Source organism: Salmonella sp. SAL04157 (assembly GCF_046551635.1).
Classification (GTDB): Bacteria; Pseudomonadota; Gammaproteobacteria; order Enterobacterales; family Enterobacteriaceae; genus Salmonella; species Salmonella enterica.
In genome coordinates, this window is sequence record NZ_JBGDVS010000013.1 from 51,399 (window position 1) to 69,819 (window position 18,421).

General features: G+C 54.5%; 18 protein-coding genes. 11 read left to right on the forward strand and 7 right to left on the reverse strand.

All coding sequences use genetic code 11. The features are described from left to right. Window positions 1–167: 167 nt before the first annotated feature. Entirely contained in the window at window positions 168–1,358 is a 1,191-nt protein-coding gene (gene hmpA, locus ACLJRE_RS20705; RefSeq protein WP_000883146.1) for an NO-inducible flavohemoprotein, read from the reverse strand. A gap of 324 nt (window positions 1,359–1,682) precedes the next feature. Between hmpA and glyA the strand changes: the two genes are divergently transcribed. Together glyA and ACLJRE_RS20715 are read left to right on the forward strand one after the other, a co-directional pair. Next, the gene (gene glyA, locus ACLJRE_RS20710; protein WP_000919178.1) at window positions 1,683–2,936 is read left to right on the forward strand and encodes a serine hydroxymethyltransferase; all 1,254 of its coding nucleotides are present in this window, start codon (window positions 1,683–1,685) and stop codon (window positions 2,934–2,936) included. A 195-nt stretch (window positions 2,937–3,131) separates the two neighbouring features. Then, window positions 3,132–4,271, forward strand: a complete 1,140-nt coding sequence (locus ACLJRE_RS20715) for a 3-phenylpropionate MFS transporter (RefSeq protein WP_001173729.1) — start codon at window positions 3,132–3,134, stop codon at window positions 4,269–4,271. On the opposite strand, the gene csiE is transcribed toward ACLJRE_RS20715, so the two are convergent. Then, on the reverse strand, window positions 4,266–5,543 hold the full coding sequence (gene csiE, locus ACLJRE_RS20720; RefSeq protein WP_000982961.1) for a stationary phase inducible protein CsiE: 1,278 nt from the start codon (window positions 5,541–5,543) through the stop codon (window positions 4,266–4,268). The two genes, ACLJRE_RS20715 and csiE, sit on opposite strands and share 6 nt — an antisense overlap. A 125-nt stretch (window positions 5,544–5,668) precedes the next feature. Here csiE and ACLJRE_RS20725 point away from each other — a divergent pair, with 125 nt between their 5' ends. Continuing rightward, window positions 5,669–6,307 (forward strand): DUF1007 family protein, encoded by a 639-nt coding sequence (locus tag ACLJRE_RS20725; protein WP_000805728.1) that lies wholly within the window; start codon window positions 5,669–5,671, stop codon window positions 6,305–6,307. Beyond that, window positions 6,298–7,284, forward strand: coding sequence for a nickel/cobalt transporter (locus ACLJRE_RS20730; RefSeq protein ID WP_410957491.1), 987 nt, complete (start codon window positions 6,298–6,300; stop codon window positions 7,282–7,284). Before ACLJRE_RS20725 ends, ACLJRE_RS20730 begins: the two co-directional genes overlap by 10 nt. Here ACLJRE_RS20730 and asrC read toward each other — a convergent pair whose 3' ends face one another. The 5 genes from asrC to suhB all read right to left on the reverse strand — a co-directional run bounded on the left by asrC (window position 7,285) and on the right by suhB (window position 12,182). Then, the gene (asrC, locus tag ACLJRE_RS20735) at window positions 7,285–8,298 is read right to left on the reverse strand and encodes a sulfite reductase subunit C (RefSeq protein WP_000020685.1); all 1,014 of its coding nucleotides are present in this window, start codon (window positions 8,296–8,298) and stop codon (window positions 7,285–7,287) included. A 10-nt stretch (window positions 8,299–8,308) separates the two neighbouring features. Continuing rightward, on the reverse strand, window positions 8,309–9,127 hold the full coding sequence (gene asrB, locus ACLJRE_RS20740) for an anaerobic sulfite reductase subunit AsrB (protein ID WP_000017587.1): 819 nt from the start codon (window positions 9,125–9,127) through the stop codon (window positions 8,309–8,311). Between the two features lie 3 nt (window positions 9,128–9,130). Then, on the reverse strand, window positions 9,131–10,174 hold the full coding sequence (gene asrA / locus ACLJRE_RS20745; protein ID WP_000985214.1) for an anaerobic sulfite reductase subunit AsrA: 1,044 nt from the start codon (window positions 10,172–10,174) through the stop codon (window positions 9,131–9,133). Between the two features lie 181 nt (window positions 10,175–10,355). Further along, on the reverse strand, window positions 10,356–11,234 hold the full coding sequence (locus tag ACLJRE_RS20750) for an alpha/beta hydrolase (protein WP_023212128.1): 879 nt from the start codon (window positions 11,232–11,234) through the stop codon (window positions 10,356–10,358). 144 nt (window positions 11,235–11,378) lie between these two features. Next, window positions 11,379–12,182: an inositol-1-monophosphatase gene (gene suhB / locus ACLJRE_RS20755; RefSeq protein WP_000553473.1), complete on the reverse strand. Its 804-nt coding sequence runs from the start codon at window positions 12,180–12,182 to the stop codon at window positions 11,379–11,381. Between the two features lie 118 nt (window positions 12,183–12,300). Here suhB and trmJ point away from each other — a divergent pair, with 118 nt between their 5' ends. From trmJ to hscA, 7 genes are all read left to right on the forward strand, one after another. Continuing rightward, entirely contained in the window at window positions 12,301–13,032 is a 732-nt protein-coding gene (gene trmJ / locus ACLJRE_RS20760) for a tRNA (cytosine(32)/uridine(32)-2'-O)-methyltransferase TrmJ (RefSeq protein ID WP_023212127.1), read from the forward strand. 159 nt (window positions 13,033–13,191) lie between these two features. Beyond that, window positions 13,192–13,686, forward strand: coding sequence for a Fe-S cluster assembly transcriptional regulator IscR (gene iscR / locus ACLJRE_RS20765; RefSeq protein WP_001241346.1), 495 nt, complete (start codon window positions 13,192–13,194; stop codon window positions 13,684–13,686). Window positions 13,687–13,866: 180 nt separating this feature from the next. Then, the gene (gene iscS, locus ACLJRE_RS20770; RefSeq protein ID WP_000775263.1) at window positions 13,867–15,081 is read left to right on the forward strand and encodes a cysteine desulfurase; all 1,215 of its coding nucleotides are present in this window, start codon (window positions 13,867–13,869) and stop codon (window positions 15,079–15,081) included. A gap of 27 nt (window positions 15,082–15,108) precedes the next feature. Next, window positions 15,109–15,495: a Fe-S cluster assembly scaffold IscU gene (gene iscU / locus ACLJRE_RS20775; RefSeq protein WP_000331704.1), complete on the forward strand. Its 387-nt coding sequence runs from the start codon at window positions 15,109–15,111 to the stop codon at window positions 15,493–15,495. Window positions 15,496–15,523: 28 nt separating this feature from the next. Next, complete coding sequence (iscA, locus tag ACLJRE_RS20780) at window positions 15,524–15,847, forward strand: iron-sulfur cluster assembly protein IscA (protein WP_000028952.1); 324 nt, start codon at window positions 15,524–15,526, stop codon at window positions 15,845–15,847. 195 nt (window positions 15,848–16,042) lie between these two features. Continuing rightward, window positions 16,043–16,558, forward strand: coding sequence for a co-chaperone HscB (hscB, locus tag ACLJRE_RS20785; protein ID WP_000384398.1), 516 nt, complete (start codon window positions 16,043–16,045; stop codon window positions 16,556–16,558). Window positions 16,559–16,570: 12 nt separating this feature from the next. Beyond that, window positions 16,571–18,421 (forward strand): Fe-S protein assembly chaperone HscA, encoded by a 1,851-nt coding sequence (gene hscA, locus ACLJRE_RS20790; RefSeq protein WP_001196652.1) that lies wholly within the window; start codon window positions 16,571–16,573, stop codon window positions 18,419–18,421.

Below are 18,421 nucleotides of genomic sequence, written 5' to 3' on the forward strand. Positions count from 1 at the left end.
ACGAGCTAAGTCAAACGTTAATAATAACACGATTTGCACAGACTTTTTTTATTCCCCTTTTTTGTAAAAGAAAGGCATAAAAAGCAGTGTAATAAGCAGGGGAACGGGGAGGAAAACGGGCGTTCGCCTTAACGATAACGCCCGTTTTTTCAGAGGATTTCTTGCAATTACAGCACCTTATGCGGGCCGAAGCATTCGTAATGAATGTTTTCGTTATTCACGCCAAGTGAAACCAGTTGTTTTGCGGCAAACTGCATAAAGCCTACCGGGCCGCAAAGATAGAACTGCATTGCCGGATCGCTGATTGCGGCTTCCAGTTTGCTTAAATCCATCAGCCCTTCGCTGTCGAAGAGGCGTTGGGCGCGATCGGCCTCAGTCGGCTCGCGGTACCAGGTATGGGCAGTGAAACGCGGCAGTGTACGGCCCAGCTCGCTCACTTCGTCGGCAAACGCATGAACGTCGCCGTTCTCCGCCGCGTGGAACCAGTTCACCTGCGCGGTATGCTGTTCTTTCGCCAGCGTATCGAGCATCGCTAACATCGGCGTCTGGCCGACGCCAGCGGAAATCAGCGAAACGGGGGTATCAGCGGCGACATTCATAAAGAAGTCACCTGCCGGCGCAGCCAGATGCACCACATCGCCTACGCTGGCGTGATGGTGTAACCAGTTTGATACCTGGCCGCCGTCTTCACGCTTCACGGCAATACGGTACCCTTTGCCATCGGGTTTACGGGTCAGTGAATATTGGCGGATCTCCTGATGCGCAAAACCTTCCGGCTTCAGCCAGACGCCCAGATACTGCCCGGGACGGTATTCCGCCACCGTACCGCCGTCGACCGGTTCAAACTCAAAGCTGGTGATCAGTGCGCTACGCGGGGTTTTCGCAACGATGCGGAAGGGGCGCGTGCCTTCCCAGCCGCCGTCTTTGCTGGCGTTCTCGTGATAAATCTCGGCTTCCCGATGAATAAAGACGTTAGCCAGTACGCCATAGGCTTTGCCCCACGCGTCCAGCACTTCCTGGCCCGGGTTGAACATTTCATCCAGCGTCGCCAGCAGATGCGTCCCGACGATGTTGTACTGCTCGGGCTTAATCTGGAAGCTGGTGTGCTTCTGCGCGATTTTTTCTACCGCCGGCAGCAACGCCGGTAAATTTTCGATATTGCTGGCGTAGGCCGCGATAGCATTAAACAGGGCTTCGCGCTGATCGCCGTTACGCTGGTTGCTCATATTGAAGATTTCTTTGAGCTCCGGGTTATGCGTAAACATACGGTCGTAGAAGTGGGCGGTCAGTTTCGGTCCTGTTTCAACCAGCAGGGGAATGGTGGCCTTTACTGTAGCGATGGTTTGTGCGTCAAGCATACGTGCTTCCTTTATGTGAAAATATAATGATGTATATCAAATGCATCTTATAAAAATACCCTTGCATTGTAAATGGTTCTTCTCTGCTTTACGTTATGGAGGTAACAACGTGAAAAATCTGCATCACAAAGCTGAAAAGAAATCCGTTGAAATTCATCAGGCTCTCGTTCAGGAAACCCTTATCTGACGCATAGGTAATCGTTTGCGTAAAAACCTTTGTCAAGACCTGTTATCGAAGAATGATTCGGTTATACTGTTGGCCGAAGTCCCACGGACTGCCTTTTCAGGCACAAATTTTATTGTTAGCTGAGTCAGGAGATGCGGATGTTAAAGCGTGAAATGAACATTGCCGATTATGATGCCGAGTTGTGGCAGGCTATGGAGCAGGAAAAAGTACGTCAGGAAGAGCACATCGAACTGATCGCCTCCGAAAACTACACCAGCCCGCGCGTGATGCAGGCGCAGGGGTCTCAGCTGACCAACAAATACGCTGAAGGTTATCCGGGCAAGCGCTACTACGGCGGTTGCGAATACGTTGATGTCGTTGAGCAGCTGGCTATCGACCGCGCGAAAGAACTGTTCGGCGCCGACTACGCTAACGTGCAGCCGCACTCCGGTTCTCAGGCTAACTTCGCTGTTTACACCGCGCTGCTGCAGCCGGGCGACACCGTTCTGGGTATGAACCTGGCGCAGGGCGGCCACCTGACTCACGGCTCCCCGGTTAACTTCTCCGGTAAACTGTACAACATCGTACCTTACGGTATCGATGAGTCCGGTAAAATTGACTATGACGAGATGGCGAAGCTGGCCAAAGAGCACAAGCCGAAGATGATTATCGGTGGCTTCTCTGCCTACTCCGGCGTGGTTGACTGGGCAAAAATGCGTGAAATCGCTGACAGCATCGGCGCATACCTGTTTGTCGACATGGCGCACGTGGCGGGCCTGATTGCCGCAGGCGTTTACCCGAACCCGGTTCCCCATGCGCATGTGGTCACCACCACCACCCACAAAACCCTGGCGGGTCCGCGCGGCGGCCTGATCCTGGCGAAGGGCGGCGATGAAGAGCTGTATAAAAAACTGAACTCCGCCGTCTTCCCAAGCGCGCAGGGCGGCCCGCTGATGCACGTGATCGCGGGTAAAGCGGTAGCACTGAAAGAAGCGATGGAGCCGGAGTTCAAAGTTTACCAGCAGCAGGTGGCGAAAAACGCCAAAGCGATGGTAGAAGTGTTCCTGAACCGCGGCTACAAAGTGGTGTCTGGCGGCACTGAGAACCACCTGTTCCTGCTGGACCTGGTGGATAAAAACCTGACCGGTAAAGAAGCTGACGCCGCGCTGGGCCGTGCTAACATCACCGTGAACAAAAACAGCGTGCCGAACGATCCGAAGAGCCCGTTCGTGACCTCCGGTATCCGTATCGGTTCCCCGGCGGTTACTCGTCGCGGCTTCAAAGAAGCGGAAGTGAAAGAGCTGGCTGGCTGGATGTGTGACGTGCTGGACAACATCAATGATGAAGCCACCATTGAACGCGTGAAAGCGAAAGTACTGGATATCTGCGCCCGCTTCCCGGTTTACGCGTAAGCGCTTATGTTGTGAAAATGGCCCGATGGCGCTGCGTCTGTCGGGCATTACTTATACGCCATAACGTGACGCCACCGGAAGTCATTATCCGGCGGCGTTACCATTTGAACTTCTCCCTCCGCTTGTTAATCTTATGTTACCCTTGCCAGCGCAACCGTTTACCGCCAGACTATCGCCTCCAAACGGGAGGGAATCATGGCATTGCATTCCACGCGCTGGCTGGCGCTCAGTTATTTCACCTACTTCTTTAGTTACGGTATTTTTCTGCCCTTCTGGAGCGTCTGGCTCAAAGGTCTTGGGCTAACGCCGGAAACCATCGGTCTTCTGCTGGGCGTGGGTCTGGTCGCGCGTTTTCTCGGTAGTCTGCTCATTGCGCCTCGCGTAAGCGATCCTTCGCGGTTGATCTCCGCGCTGCGCGTACTGGCATTGCTGACGCTGGTATTTGCGCTGGCATTTTGGGCAGGAACGCATGTCGCGTGGCTAATGGTGGTGATGGTTGGGTTTAACCTCTTCTTTTCACCACTGGTGCCGCTGACCGATGCGCTGGCTAATACCTGGCAAAAGCAAATTACCCTGGACTATGGTCGGGTGCGGCTGTGGGGGTCCATCGCCTTCGTGATTGGGTCGGCGCTGACCGGTAAGCTGGTGAGTTTATACGATTACCAGGCGATTCTGGCGCTACTGACGCTCGGCGTCGCCTCGATGTTGCTGGGTATGTTGTTACGTCCCAGCGTGCCGCCGCAAGGGGAAAGCCGTCAGCAGGAGAGCGCAGGCTGGCCCGCCTGGCGTACGCTGGTGGCACAAAGTTGGCGTTTTCTCGCCTGCGTCTGTTTGCTGCAAGGGGCGCACGCCGCCTACTACGGTTTTAGCGCCATCTACTGGCAGGGGGCTGGCTATTCAGCATCGGCGGTCGGCTATTTATGGTCGTTGGGCGTGGTGGCGGAAGTGATCATTTTCGCCCTGAGTAAAAAGCTATTCCGCCGGTTTAGCGCCCGCGACTTGCTGTTGCTTTCCGCTGTGTGTGGGGTGGTACGCTGGGGACTGATGGGCTGGAGTACGGCGTTGCCGTGGCTGATTGTGATACAAATCCTGCACTGTGGCACGTTTACCGTTTGCCATCTGGCCGCCATGCGCTATATCGCTGCGCGTCAGGGAAGCGAGGTGATTCGTTTGCAGGCCGTCTATTCCGCTGTGGCGATGGGCGGCAGCATCGCGATTATGACAGTATTTGCCGGTTTTCTGTATCAACATCTGGGCGGCGGCGTATTCTGGATTATGGCGCTGGTGGCATTGCCCGCTATCTTCCTTCGGCCCAAAGTGGTTGCCGCGTCATGATTCCAGGATCTTGCGGATCTGCTGCTGTTGGTGCTCTGTGAGGGCGCGATCCGCATGAATTAACGGCGGTGAGAAGAGCGGTAGCGGCGTGGCGTAAGGGGTAACAATCAGCGCTACGCCGCGCGGGCATCCCTCTTTTTGAAACGCCTGGAGCGATATCCGTCTGATATTCAGCGGCAATAGGGTCAGTTCACGCAGTTGCTGCTCAATATGCGTCTCCAGCGCATCATTTTTATCCGCTAACAATACGATCTGTCTCTCATGCAAATCGTTATCCTGCATTAGCCAGGCGCCGAAAATCACTGCCACCAGCCCCGTCTCTTCCTCGGAAAAGTGGATACCATATTCGGCTTCAAACCCGGCGAGCGCCTCACGTGTGGTGCGAACCAGACGCGGATAAAGACGGTTGAACTCTTCCGGAAGCGTATTATCGATGCCAATCGTGAATAAACTTCGGTTCAGCGCCTGGGCGAGATGGACATACAGCTGATCGTTAAGCCCTTGTTCGTCGCTGAAGCGTACGTTCCCTTTTTCTCGAAAGCGCAGCACCAGCCGCGCCACCTCCAGTCGCAGTTGTTGTGCCCGTTGATGCGTGTCGCGAATCGGGTCGGGGAGGCGAATCATTGAAAACAGTAACGCCATAAACAGCGCTTCATTGAGCGGTGCGGCCTGCATCACGTGGCGCTGCCAGTGACGACCAATTTCCTGGGCGAGTGGATATTCCGCGCACGACTGCGCCCAAATCTGCTGCACAGGGTTGAATTCCGGGGTGATGCCAGCATGGTGTTGTAGCAGACAATACTGTAAAAAGAGACGCAGGAACTGCACGTCGCGATGTTCAAATGGTTTTTGCAACCGGCGGGCGCACAGATTGATGAGCGCGTGAAGATTAATATCATCATACAGCGGACGCGCGATACCGCGCTGTTTTAGCGCGTTTTTTAAGGCCGGGGTAAACTGTTGCGTGACGAAGGTCGGGCATAAACGCAGGCCGCGCCTGAGCCAGTGTAAAAGGCAAAGGCGCTGATCGAGTGCTGTACCTTCGATCCGATAGCAACCGTTCTGGCATGTTGTGATGGCAAGGCGATGATAGCGCTGGATCTCCAGGCTTGTCTCAGTGATATCCTCACGGGCAGTATCATCATCAACGCCATTAAGCGCGCTGAAGATTTCCACCGTGGCAATTGGCTCCGGCTGGAAAAGCGTCAGCAATACCTGACAGCGGCGCTGGGGAGCGGAAAGTACAGATGGTGGGGCAATTGTCGGCATCATCTGTCAGGTCTCCCGTTAGTTTGTCTGGTAAGGATAGCTAAAGTTTGCGTGTGAAAAATGTGATAAGCGTGCTTTTAGGCCAGGAATGCTGAGGAGCGTCACAGAATTTTTATCGCGAGGAACAGATGAAGCCAGTGAAACGCAGCGCCTTAACACTATTTCTTGCCGTTTTATCTTTCGTGGCGGCGGCGCATCCGCACAGCTTCATCCGTCTGCAAACGCAGGTGGTCAGTGAAAATGAGCAATTTGTGGCGTTAAAAATGCGCTGGACAATGGATGCGCTGACGTCCGCAGATCTGCTGTATGACGCCGGAAACGCGGCGCCGGGGTCAGAAATATGGAAAAAGTTGGCGGCGGAAGTGATGGCTAACGTACTTGGGCAGCACTACTTTACAGAAGTGTGGCGCAATGGCGCGAAAGTGAAGTTTAAAAACAGGCCGACAGAATACGGTATGACGCGTGACGCGCATCAGGCGGTATTGACCTTTACGCTGCCGCTGGCTGAACCGCAGCCGTTAAGCGGTCAAACTTATACCTTTTCAACGTTTGATCCCTCTTATTATGTCGATATGCATTATGACCAGGACAGCGATATCACGATGCCGGAACCGCTGCGCGAAAAGTGTCGGATTCAGGTTTATACTCCTGCGCCCGGCGAAGAGACACTACGTTTCGCCCAGTCGCTGGATAAAGAGGACGCGCCGCCGGAGGATATGGATTTAGGTAAACAGTTTGCCCAAACGGTGACCTTGCAATGCCAGTAATTTTTTCTCAACGCGCTCCGGGGCGGCGCTGGCTCTCGCTGTGGCCACTGGCGTTATTCCTGCTGCTGATGCTGGTTGGCGGTCTGTGGATATGGCAGGCCTGGCCGCAGGTGATGTTGAAAAGCGCTCTTTGGCAGCGGGACGTGAATCAGCAGTTGAGCGCGCTGCTTAACGCGGTGGCGACGCATCCTGAACGAGCGGGCGGATCGTTGCTTCTGCTGAGTTTTATGTATGGCGTGCTTCATGCGCTGGGGCCGGGACACGGCAAAGTGGTGATCGCGACATGGCTGGCGACGCATCCTTCGAAGCTGAAATCGAGTATCGTGTTAACCCTCGCCGCCGCGTTATTGCAGGGGCTCGTGGCTATCGGGTTGGTGGTGGGCGTGCTGACCGTATTGCAACTTCCGGCCAGGCAGCTCCATCTGAGTGGTTTCTGGCTGGAAAAGGGGAGCTATGCGTTAGTTGGCGGGCTGGGCATCTTGCTGTGCTGGCGGGCCATAAAAAGGTTACGCGCGCTGCTACGTAAACCTGTCTTTATCGCTTTTACGCCGCGCCATGTTCACCATGAAAAATGCGGCTGCGGACATCAGCATCTACCGACGCAGGAACAATTGCATAGCGGCGATGACTGGCGCGCGCGACTCATGATCGTACTGTCTATGGGGATGCGGCCCTGTTCCGGCGCGATAATGGTGCTGTTATTCAGTAAAGTGATTGGCGTTTTTAGCTGGGGAATGGCGTCGGTACTGGCAATGGCGGCGGGAACCTCGCTAACGATTACTTCGCTGGCGCTGCTGGTACACACTTTTCGTGATCTGGCGGTGAAACTCAGTGGAAACAAAGCGCCGGCGTTATGGCGGCAGGTAGGCTGGTCAACGCTGGCGCTGGCCGGAGGGGTCATACTGCTTGTTGCGGCGTTGGTCATGTGGTTTAGCGTGCCGCAGCCTGTGGGCGGGCTGCGGCCATGGCGTGGTTGATTAGTGCCCGGCGGGTTTGAGATGCATCCGCGCGACGGATTCGTCTTCGGCCCAGTAAATGCGTTCGGCGACCATCGCTTCCGGATTGAGCTGAACGCCGCGCAGTACCCGTTCTTTAAAACGCAGGTAGCCGCCTTTGTCGATCAGATGGCCCATATGTAGATAGATCGGTTTTCCGCCGAGCATCTCTTTTTCAAATTCATACAGGTTAACGATCACCTGCTTTATCACATCTTCAGTCACCCAGTTGAGGAAGAGCTTGCCGACGCGCGGCGTCTTTTTACTGGTGCGTCCGCCCAGACGGACTTGCCAGAGCTGATCCGGCTTACGTTGCCAGGCCAGCGTCGGACAGGCCAGCACGCACTCGCCGCAGCCGATACAGGCGGACTCTTCTTTGACCGCTTTGCCATTCTTCAGCGCCAGGCAGCCTACCGCGTGGTGACTACAGGCCTTCACGCAGGCGCCGCAACCGATACAGCGATCGGCAGTGAAGCGCATTTTCGCCACGCCAATAATTCCCAGATCTGCCATTGACGCCTTCGCGCAATCATTCGGGCAGCCAACGATGACCGTTTTGAGATGATAAGGGCTGGGATAGACCAGTTTTTCAAGACGACGGGACAGGCCGGTCGTGTCAGTGTTGGCTTTCTGGCAAATGCGGTTCCCCTGACAGGCGACAATATTTCGCCCGCCAATAGCGAGGTAGCCCGCTTTGGTATCCTCAACCTGGACGTCGCACAGTTCTATTTCAATCTCGCGAAGAAACGGCTCCAGCGCAGCGTTCACGTTGTCGATATCTTCGTAACGGATACCCGGCATCGCCAGCTTCTGGCGGGTAGTGAGGTGAATTTGTCCGTTGCCCCAGGTTTCGGCGATGTCACGCGCCACCGTTAGCAAATGCGCGGGCAAAATACCGCCGGGAATGCGGACGCTGATCATGGCTTCGCCGCGCACTTTTGACAGGCGATATTCGTTTTTCGCACGGGCTTTAATGATATCAATATCAATGCTCATGATGTTCTCCTTAATCGGCAAAACGTTGCGCGACGGCGTAGTTAAATATCGGGCCGTCGGTGCAGACATACACTTCGCCCATACGGCAGTGGCCGCACTTCCCGACGGAGCAGGCCATCCGGCGTTCGTAGTCCACCCAGATTTGCTCCGGCTTGAGCCCTTTTTGCAGCAGCATTTTTACGGTAAAGGTAATCATTATTGGCGGCCCAACGACGATGGCCTGCATGGTGTCGATATCGCTAAGCGTCATGTCGGCAAGCCGATCGGTCACCCGACCAATCTGGTAACGGTCATCAGCCTCGCCTTCATCCAGCGTGAGCACCAGATTATGTTTGCCGCGCCACGTTGCCATTTCTTCTTTGTACAGCACGCAATCGCGATTTTTATAGCCGAGAATCATATCCAGTTGACCAATTTCCTGCGGATTCTCAACGAAATAGCGCATTAAGCCTTTCACCGGCGCGACGCCCGTGCCGCCTGCGACAACCAGTAAGGGTTTATGGCGCAGCGTATCGACCGGATAGCCATTGCCATAGCAGCCGCGTAGCCACACGTTGTCGCCTTCTTTCAGCGTAAAGAGGGCGCTAGTCACTTTTCCGACATTACGAATCAGCAGATCTATCCAGCCGTCGCCATAGTCGGAAACGGAGATGGGCGCTTCGCCGACGCGCGGCAGCGACACCTCAACAAATTGCCCCCAGTGCGCGGGAAAATCGACGGCCACGCGGAAATTCCACTCCAGCGGCGTGTGGCGAGTAATACTGAGGATGCGGTACGCCGCAGGCAGCAAACTGTGCTGCGGTTTATCATGACAGGAACAGTGTGACATGCGTTATGCCTCCTCTGCCAGCGCCTGCCGAACGGCAGCAGTCATTTTATTGATAATCAAAGAAAATTTGATGTATTGTGGGCAGCGATCGTCGCAGCGGCCGCAGCCGACGCACATATGTTCAATGCCGTTGCGCGCTTTGTAGTCATTGACCTTATGCAGGGCGCGGTAGCGCAGACGCTCGCCGGGTTTTTCGCGAAAACCATGACCGCCGGCCATGTCGCTAAAGCCCGGCACCATGCAGCTTGCCCACTGGCGGCGGCGTTCGCCGCGCTGCGGATTTTCATCATAGGCGACGTCAAAGACGCTATAGCAGGTACAGGTTGGGCATCCGGTAGTGCAGCGGCCACAACTGATGCAGCGGCTGTCGTAGGCGTCCCATAGCGGATGGCGGGTGAGAATGTCGCGAATTTTTTGCGGATCGCGGCAAACGCTGTCCGGCGTGACGACGGTTTCCCGGTTTTCGCTGACGAAAGAGGGGGTATAGTCAGCCTCCTGCCCCAGCCCTTGTATCGCCGCCTCGATAAAGGGATCGCGGATGCTGACAAGCGCGCCTTCATCGCTAAAACGCATAGCGGCGCTATAACAGTCAGTTTTATTAGTACCCATTGAGACGCAGAAACAATTTTCGAAGCTTTCTTCACACTCAATAAGGACGAAACGAATATGCTCCCGTAGCAGTTGATAACTGTAATCGGAATTATTCCCATTTGATAAATACATATAATCCAGCCGCGACATGGCGTTAATGTCGCAGGCGCGGGCAAAGACGATTATCGGGGAGGTGTCTGTCTCGGCAATTTGAATGGTGTCTTTATCGAAATAAAAGAGCGTTTCGGTGATAGGGGCGATAATGGTATTCGGCGACATGTGCGATTTCTCGTGCCAGATGAGATCGCGCCAGCCGCTAATTCGTTGATAAATAATGTTGTCAGTGTCGGAAAAACGTCCGCCGCGAAACTCTGCGGACGGGGCAAACACGCGCCATTTTTTGTTTAATCGCTGGATAAGCAGACTAAACTCGTCAGGCGTAATTTTGATAGCCATCACATACTCCACAGTAATATTCAGGAAAAACAAATGAAAATAAATTGTTATAAAAATCAGTTGAATATTACTGTTACGCTAGCGCTAATCCACCGCCTTCGCTAACGGGAAAAAATGGTTTTTACTATCGGTATAATAAATATATTCTTAATCATAAAATATGCATATATACAGCGTCGCGCTATTTAGCGGATAGCGCGGTCTGAATAAAATTAATCATTGCATCGCGGTAAAGGTTTTCATAACGCCCGGAAAAAGCATCAATGTGATCGCCGCCAGGAATGAAGATTTTTTGTTTGGGCTCTTGGGCGAGGGCATACAATTTCTCACTGTCCTGCCAGGGAATAACATGGTCTGCCGTGCCATGAAGAATCAATACCGGAATGGGGCTGACGCTGGCGATATTGCGATCCGCGCTATAGCGGTCATCAAGCAAATAGCCGCTGCCCGGGATCATCTGGTTGGCGATGGAGGAATAGGATAAAAACGTTGAGTCGAGGATAATCGCACGTATGCCCGCCTGGTCGGCGTAGCGCATATTTGCGCAGCCTACGCAGTGGCCTACGGCGGCCAGTACATTATTGCCGCCCAGGCTCTGCCCCAGCAGTACCAGGCGCTCGGGATTAACGTCGTCGCGATGCCGCACATAATCTATCGCGCTTTTCGTATCGTCCTGTAGCCCCTCTTGTGATGGGGTGCCCTCAGATTCGCCAAAACCACGGTAATCAAACATAAACAGGTTTACGTTGCGTTCTGGCAGCCAACTGACTAACGGCCAGTGCGCCGACATATTTCCGGCGTTGCCATGGACATGAATCACCGTCGCGACGGCGTTTTCCGGCCTGCCGAAAGCAGTGGGAATAAACCAGCCGTGCAGATGCGTGCCATCTTTGGCGGTAAAGGTAATGGATTCAGCTTCGGCAGGGGTTGGCCCATAGACTTTATTGTCCGGGTAATAAAAGGCATTGATCGCTACGCGGGGTAGCAGGTAAATACAGACCACAATGATAAACAGAATAAAAAGGGATTTGACGATGCGTCGGGTATGTTGAAGGGTCATGTTCGCTTCCTTGCCGCTTTATGCCAATAGCGGAGCAGGGAGCGATCGTACAAAAACATGCAGGCAAGTAAAGCAATGAGGTTGTGTTTAGGAAAAACGCCTGAAAAGGCACGGCGGATGAGTGGCCCCATCCGCCGAAGAGACTTAGCGCTTCAGCGCATCGCTCAGTTCGTCGCGCATATTCGCCAGCATGGCTTTAACGACGCGCGGATTCCCCGCCACGATATTACCGGTCATCATGTAGTTATGACCGCCGGTGAAATCGCTGACGATACCGCCCGCTTCACGAACCAGCAGTTCGCCCGCGGCGAAATCCCATGGACGAAGGCCAATTTCAAAGAAACCATCGACACGACCTGCAGCCACATAGGCCAGATCCAGCGCGGCGGAACCGGTGCGGCGGAAATCGGCGCATTCGGTGAACAGCTTACCGATAATATTAATGTAGGTGGTCGCGTATTGTTTGGCTTTGAACGGGAAGCCGGTAGCGAGGATAGTGCCGTCCAGATCGCGAGCGGTACTGCCGCGCAGACGGTAGCCGTTGAGCTGTGCACCCTGACCGCGGGTGGCGGTGAACAGTTCGTTACGCATCGGATCGTAAACGACAGCCACTTCAGTACGGCCTTTAATGCGTACAGCAATGGAAACAGAGAAGTGTGGCAGACGTTTGATGAAGTTGGTGGTGCCATCCAGCGGATCGATAACCCATTGAACATCCTGATCTGTGCCAACGTGCTCACCGCTTTCTTCGGTGATAATAGTGTGTTGCGGGTAAGATTTGCGAATGGTGTCGATAATTACCGCTTCAGCGGCCTTATCCACATTGGTCACAAAATCGTTACTGCCTTTTTGGCTCGCTTCTACAGCGTCCGGAGTTTCATAGTTTTTGGCAATTACATTACCCGCCTTGCGCGCTGCGCGCACGGCGATGGTCAGCATCGGATGCATCGGTCTCTCTCACTGGATGTTAAAGAACGGGAAAACGGCGCAGAGTATAGCAGCGAGATCGGAATCTGTCTTGGTTTTATGGTAAGATGTCAGAATAATCTTTAGCTGAAGAAAGACAATGCTGCAAAACATTCGAATTGTGCTGGTGGAAACCTCTCACACCGGCAATATGGGCTCTGTGGCTCGCGCTATGAAAACCATGGGCTTAACTAACCTGTGGCTGGTAAACCCGCTGGTGAAACCGGACTCCCAGGCCATCGCCCTGGCGGCAGGCGCCAGCGATGTGATCGGTAATGCGCAGATCGTCGATACGCTGGATGAAGCGTTGGCTGGCTGTAGCCTGGTGGTCGGCACCAGCGCCCGTTCCCGCACTCTGCCGTGGCCGATGCTTGATCCGCGCGAGTGCGGCTTAAAAAGCGTGGCGGAAGCGGCAAATACGCCGGTTGCGCTGGTTTTTGGTCGTGAGCGTGTCGGGCTGACTAACGATGAGTTGCAAAAATGCCATTATCACGTCGCGATTTCCGCTAACCCGGAGTACAGCTCGTTGAATCTGGCGATGGCGGTACAGGTCATCGCGTATGAAGTCCGTATGGCCTGGCTGGCGACGCAGGAAAACGGCGACGCGGCAGATCATGAAGAGACGCCGTATCCGCTGGTGGACGATCTTGAACGTTTCTACGGACATCTGGAGCAGACGTTGCTCTCCACTGGCTTTATTCGCGAAAACCATCCGGGGCAGGTGATGAATAAATTGCGCCGTCTGTTTACCCGCGCCCGCCCGGAAAGCCAGGAGTTGAATATTCTGCGTGGGATTCTGGCGTCTATTGAGCAGCAGAATAAAGGCAAGTAACCGCGTCAATACCGCACGGAACGCTAAATACCTGACTAATTTACTCAAGTAAATAGTTGACCAAATTACTCGGGAATGTCAGACTTGTCCCTGCTATGCAATACCCCCATTTTACAATAAAAAACCCCGGGCAGGGGCGAGTTTGAGGTTAAGTAAGACATGAGACTGACATCTAAAGGGCGTTATGCCGTGACCGCAATGTTAGACGTTGCGCTCAACTCCGAAGCGGGCCCGGTACCGTTGGCTGATATTTCTGAACGTCAGGGGATTTCCCTTTCTTATCTGGAACAGCTATTTTCCCGTTTACGTAAAAACGGTCTGGTTTCCAGCGTACGCGGGCCAGGCGGCGGCTATCTGCTGGGTAAAGATGCTGGCAGTATCGCGGTCGGCGAAGTGATCAGCGCGGTTGATGAATCCGTTGACGCGACCCGTTGCCAGGGCAAAGGCGGCTGCCAGGGCGGCGATAAATGCCTGACCCATGCGCTGTGGCGTGATTTAAGCGATCGCCTGACCGGTTTTCTCAACAATATTACCTTAGGCGAGCTGGTGAATAACCAGGAAGTTCTGGATGTGTCTGGTCGCCAGCACACGCATGACGCGCCGCGCGCCAGTGGTCGTGCGCAGGACGCTATCGACGTTAAATTACGTGCTTAATTAAAATATTACGCCATCTCTTCTGGCGGCCTCATGCGGTGAATGCCGCGGTCGTCTGAAGGATGAAGCGTAAAAAAGAATTCAGAATCAGGCCGGGACGCGGACGTCCCGTCAACACGGTCGTACATCCAGCCGGTTGCCTGATTCCTTGCATTGAGTGATGTACGGAGTTTAAGAGCAATGAAATTACCGATTTATCTCGACTACTCCGCAACCACGCCGGTGGACCCGCGTGTTGCCGAGAAAATGATGCAGTTTCTGACCCTGGACGGAACCTTTGGGAACCCGGCGTCTCGTTCACACCGTTTCGGCTGGCAGGCTGAAGAGGCGGTAGATATCGCCCGTAACCAGATTGCTGAGCTGGTCGGTGCCGACCCGCGTGAAATCGTCTTTACCTCAGGGGCGACGGAGTCTGATAACCTGGCGATCAAAGGAGCTGCCAACTTTTATCAGAAAAAAGGCAAGCACATCATCACCAGCAAGACCGAGCACAAAGCGGTGCTGGACACCTGCCGCCAGCTTGAGCGTGAAGGGTTTGAAGTGACCTACCTGGCGCCGCAGCGCAACGGCATCATCGATCTCAACGAGCTCGAAGCAGCGATGCGTGACGACACCATTCTGGTTTCCATCATGCACGTGAACAACGAAATCGGCGTGGTGCAGGATATCGCGACCATCGGCGAAATGTGCCGCGCGCGCGGTATCATCTACCACGTTGACGCCACCCAGAGCGTGGGCAAACTGCCTATCGATCTGAGCCAACTGAAAGTGGATCTGATGTCCTTCTCCGGTCATAAAATTTATGGTCCGAAAGGCATTGGCGCGCTGTATGTGCGTCGTAAGCCGCGTATTCGCATTGAAGCGCAGATGCATGGCGGCGGGCACGAGCGCGGTATGCGCTCTGGTACTCTGCCTGTCCATCAGATCGTCGGCATGGGCGAAGCTTACCGTATCGCGAAAGAAGAGATGGAGACCGAAATGGCCCGTCTGCGCGGTCTGCGTAACCGTCTGTGGAACGGCATCAAAGATATTGAAGAAGTTTACCTGAACGGCGACCTTGAGCAGGGCGCGCCAAACATTCTCAACGTGAGCTTTAACTACGTTGAAGGCGAGTCGCTGATCATGGCGCTGAAAGACCTGGCGGTCTCTTCCGGTTCCGCCTGTACATCCGCCAGTCTGGAACCGTCCTACGTGCTGCGCGCGTTGGGCATGAATGACGAGCTGGCGCATAGCTCTATCCGTTTCTCTTTAGGTCGTTTTACCACTGAAGAAGAGATCGACTACACCATTGATCTGGTTCGTAAATCCATTGGCCGTCTGCGTGACCTTTCTCCACTGTGGGAAATGTACAAGCAGGGTGTGGATCTGAACAGCATCGAATGGGCACATCATTAATCGGTATCGGAATCAGGAGAATTTATAATGGCTTACAGCGAAAAAGTAATCGATCACTATGAGAACCCGCGTAACGTAGGGTCGTTTGACAACAACGACGATAACGTGGGAAGCGGCATGGTTGGCGCGCCGGCCTGCGGCGACGTCATGAAGTTGCAGATTAAAGTTAACGATGAAGGTATCATTGAAGACGCGCGCTTCAAGACTTATGGCTGCGGTTCCGCTATCGCCTCCAGTTCTCTGGTAACGGAGTGGGTGAAAGGGAAATCCCTGGACGAAGCGCAGGCGATTAAAAACACCGACATTGCAGACGAACTGGAACTGCCGCCGGTGAAAATTCACTGCTCTATTCTGGCGGAAGACGCGATTAAAGCCGCTATTGCGGATTACAAAAGCAAACGCGAAGCGAAATAAAATAGAACGTTAACATTGAGGTTTTGTTATGTCGATTACACTTAGCGACAGTGCAGCAGCGCGAGTTAATACCTTCCTGGCCAACCGTGGTAAAGGGTTTGGTCTGCGTCTGGGCGTGAGAACCTCCGGCTGCTCAGGTATGGCTTATGTACTGGAATTTGTTGACGAGCCAACGGCGGAAGACACCGTGTTTGAAGACAAAGGCGTTAAGGTAGTGGTTGACGGCAAGAGCCTGCAATTTCTGGACGGTACACAGCTGGACTTCGTAAAAGAAGGTCTGAACGAAGGGTTTAAATTCTCCAACCCGAATGTGAAAGATGAGTGTGGTTGCGGCGAAAGCTTCCACGTGTAACCGTGTTCCGCTGTTATACCGAGCATTCGTGCTGCAGAAAAGCGGCAAGCGAGTGAATCCCCAGGCGCTTATTTGAGTCAGTGTCTGGGGGAACCCGCGCAGACAACGCATCTGCGGCGCGAAGTAAGAAGGTATAACCCCACCGTGGTCGCCTGCGTGTGGGGTTTGTTCTGACAGGCTATCCCTGAGAATGTTATGGATTACTTCACCCTCTTTGGCTTACCAGCCCGTTATCAGATTGACACCCAGGCGCTGAGCCTTCGTTTTCAGGATCTGCAACGCCAGTATCACCCTGACAAATTTGCCAACGGCACTCAGGCGCAGCAGCTTGCCGCCGTCCAGCAATCCGCCACGATCAACCAGGCCTGGCAAACGCTGCGTCACCCTTTGACGCGCGCGGAGTATCTGCTTTCCTTACACGGGTTCGATCTGGCCAGCGAGCAGCATACGGTACGCGACACCGCGTTTCTGATGGAACAACTCACGCTTCGCGAAGAGCTGGACGATATCGAACAATCAAAAGACGACGTGCGGCTGGAAAGCTTCATCAAACGCGTACAAAAGATGTTTGATGCTCGTCTTCAGCAAATGGTGGAACAGTTGGACAACGCCGCGTGGGACGCGGCGGCGGATACGGTGCGCAAACTGCGGTTTCTCGATAAACTGCGAAGCAGCGCAGAACAACTCGAAGAAAAGCTGCTCGATTTTTAACTGGAATCTAACATGGCCTTATTACAAATTAGTGAGCCTGGTCTGAGCGCCGCGCCGCATCAGCGTCGTCTGGCGGCGGGTATCGACTTAGGCACTACCAACTCTCTGGTTGCGACGGTTCGCAGCGGCCAGGCGGAAACTCTGCCTGACCACGAAGGGCGCCACCTGTTGCCTTCAGTGGTTCACTATCAGCAGCAGGGCCATACGGTCGGTTACGCTGCGCGTGACAATGCCGCGCAGGATACGGCCAACACTATCAGCTCTGTGAAACGCATGATGGGACGCTCGCTGGCGGATATCCAGGCGCGCTATCCGCATCTGCCTTACCGGTTTAAGGCAAGCGTTAATGGGCTGCCGATGATTGACACGGCGGCTGGATTGCTCAATCCGGTACGCGTATCGGCTGATATTCTCAAAGCGCTGGCCGCGCGGGCTAGCGAATCGCTCTCCGGCGAGCTGGATGGTGTGGTGATTACCGTTCCCGCCTATTTCGATGATGCCCAACGTCAGGGAACGAAAGACGCCGCGCGGCTGGCAGGCCTGCATGTGTTGCGCCTGCTCAACGAACCGACGGCGGCGGCGATTGCCTACGGTCTGGACTCAGGCAAAGAAGGCGTTATTGCTGTTTACGATCTCGGCGGCGGTACCTTCGATATCTCTATTTTACGCCTGAGCCGCGGGGTGTTTGAAGTGCTGGCGACGGGCGGTGATTCTGCGCTCGGCGGCGACGACTTTGACCATCTGCTGGCGGACTATATTCGTGAGCAGGCGGGAATTGCCGATCGTAGCGACAATCGCGTTCAGCGCGAACTGCTGGATGCCGCGATTGCGGCGAAAATCGCCTTAAGCGATGCCGATACCGTTCGCGTTAACGTTGCGGGCTGGCAGGGGGAAATCACTCGCGAGCAGTTTAACGATCTCATTTCCGCGCTGGTTAAGCGCACGCTATTGGCCTGCCGTCGCGCATTGAAAGATGCCGGCGTTGATCCCCAGGACGTTCTGGAAGTGGTCATGGTTGGTGGTTCGACCCGTGTACCGCTGGTGCGTGAGCGAGTAGGCGAATTTTTTGGCCGCACGCCGTTAACCGCTATCGACCCGGATAAAGTGGTCGCTATCGGCGCAGCGATTCAGGCCGATATTCTGGTCGGCAACAAGCCGGACAGCGAAATGCTGCTGTTGGACGTGATTCCACTCTCTCTTGGGCTGGAAACGATGGGCGGCCTGGTGGAAAAAGTCATTCCGCGCAACACCACTATCCCGGTGGCGCGCGCGCAGGATTTCACCACCTTCAAAGACGGTCAGACCGCGATGTCTATCCATGTGATGCAGGGCGAACGCGAACTGGTGCAGGACTGCCGCTCGCTGGCGCGTTTTGCGCTGCGCGGGATTCCGCCGTTGCCGGCGGGCGGGGCGCATATTCGCGTGACCTTCCAGGTAGACGCCGATGGCCTGTTGAGCGTCACCGCAATGGAAAAATCCACCGGCGTCGAGGCCTCCATTCAGGTCAAACCTTCCTATGGCCTGACCGATAGCGAAATCGCCTCGATGATCAAGGATTCCATGAGTTTTGCCGAGCAGGACGTGAAAGCGCGTATGCTGGCGGAGCAAAAAGTCGAAGCCGCGCGCGTGCTGGAAAGTTTGACCGGCGCGCTAACTGCCGACGCCGCGCTGTTAAGCGCCGCAGAACGTCAATGCATTGATGATGCCGCCGCACATTTAAGCGCGGTCGCACAAGGCGATGATGTTGACGCCATAGAACAAGCCATTAAAAACGTAGATAAACAAACCCAGGAATTTGCTGCTCGCCGCATGGACCAGTCGGTTCGTCGCGCGTTGAAAGGCCATTCCGTAGACGAGGTTTAA

Bases quoted from the DNA above. Each gene is read 5' to 3' on its own strand.
- hmpA (WP_000883146.1), bottom strand. From the start codon at position 1,358: ATGCTTGACGCACAAACCATCGCTACAGTAAAGGCCACCATTCCCCTG.
- glyA (WP_000919178.1), top strand. From the start codon at position 1,683: ATGTTAAAGCGTGAAATGAACATTGCCGATTATGATGCCGAGTTGTGG.
- ACLJRE_RS20715 (WP_001173729.1), top strand. From the start codon at position 3,132: ATGGCATTGCATTCCACGCGCTGGCTGGCGCTCAGTTATTTCACCTAC.
- csiE (WP_000982961.1), bottom strand. From the start codon at position 5,543: ATGATGCCGACAATTGCCCCACCATCTGTACTTTCCGCTCCCCAGCGC.
- ACLJRE_RS20725 (WP_000805728.1), top strand. From the start codon at position 5,669: ATGAAGCCAGTGAAACGCAGCGCCTTAACACTATTTCTTGCCGTTTTA.
- ACLJRE_RS20730 (WP_410957491.1), top strand. From the start codon at position 6,298: ATGCCAGTAATTTTTTCTCAACGCGCTCCGGGGCGGCGCTGGCTCTCG.
- asrC (WP_000020685.1), bottom strand. From the start codon at position 8,298: ATGAGCATTGATATTGATATCATTAAAGCCCGTGCGAAAAACGAATAT.
- asrB (WP_000017587.1), bottom strand. From the start codon at position 9,127: ATGTCACACTGTTCCTGTCATGATAAACCGCAGCACAGTTTGCTGCCT.
- asrA (WP_000985214.1), bottom strand. From the start codon at position 10,174: ATGGCTATCAAAATTACGCCTGACGAGTTTAGTCTGCTTATCCAGCGA.
- ACLJRE_RS20750 (WP_023212128.1), bottom strand. From the start codon at position 11,234: ATGACCCTTCAACATACCCGACGCATCGTCAAATCCCTTTTTATTCTG.
- suhB (WP_000553473.1), bottom strand. From the start codon at position 12,182: ATGCATCCGATGCTGACCATCGCCGTGCGCGCAGCGCGCAAGGCGGGT.
- trmJ (WP_023212127.1), top strand. From the start codon at position 12,301: ATGCTGCAAAACATTCGAATTGTGCTGGTGGAAACCTCTCACACCGGC.
- iscR (WP_001241346.1), top strand. From the start codon at position 13,192: ATGAGACTGACATCTAAAGGGCGTTATGCCGTGACCGCAATGTTAGAC.
- iscS (WP_000775263.1), top strand. From the start codon at position 13,867: ATGAAATTACCGATTTATCTCGACTACTCCGCAACCACGCCGGTGGAC.
- iscU (WP_000331704.1), top strand. From the start codon at position 15,109: ATGGCTTACAGCGAAAAAGTAATCGATCACTATGAGAACCCGCGTAAC.
- iscA (WP_000028952.1), top strand. From the start codon at position 15,524: ATGTCGATTACACTTAGCGACAGTGCAGCAGCGCGAGTTAATACCTTC.
- hscB (WP_000384398.1), top strand. From the start codon at position 16,043: ATGGATTACTTCACCCTCTTTGGCTTACCAGCCCGTTATCAGATTGAC.
- hscA (WP_001196652.1), top strand. From the start codon at position 16,571: ATGGCCTTATTACAAATTAGTGAGCCTGGTCTGAGCGCCGCGCCGCAT.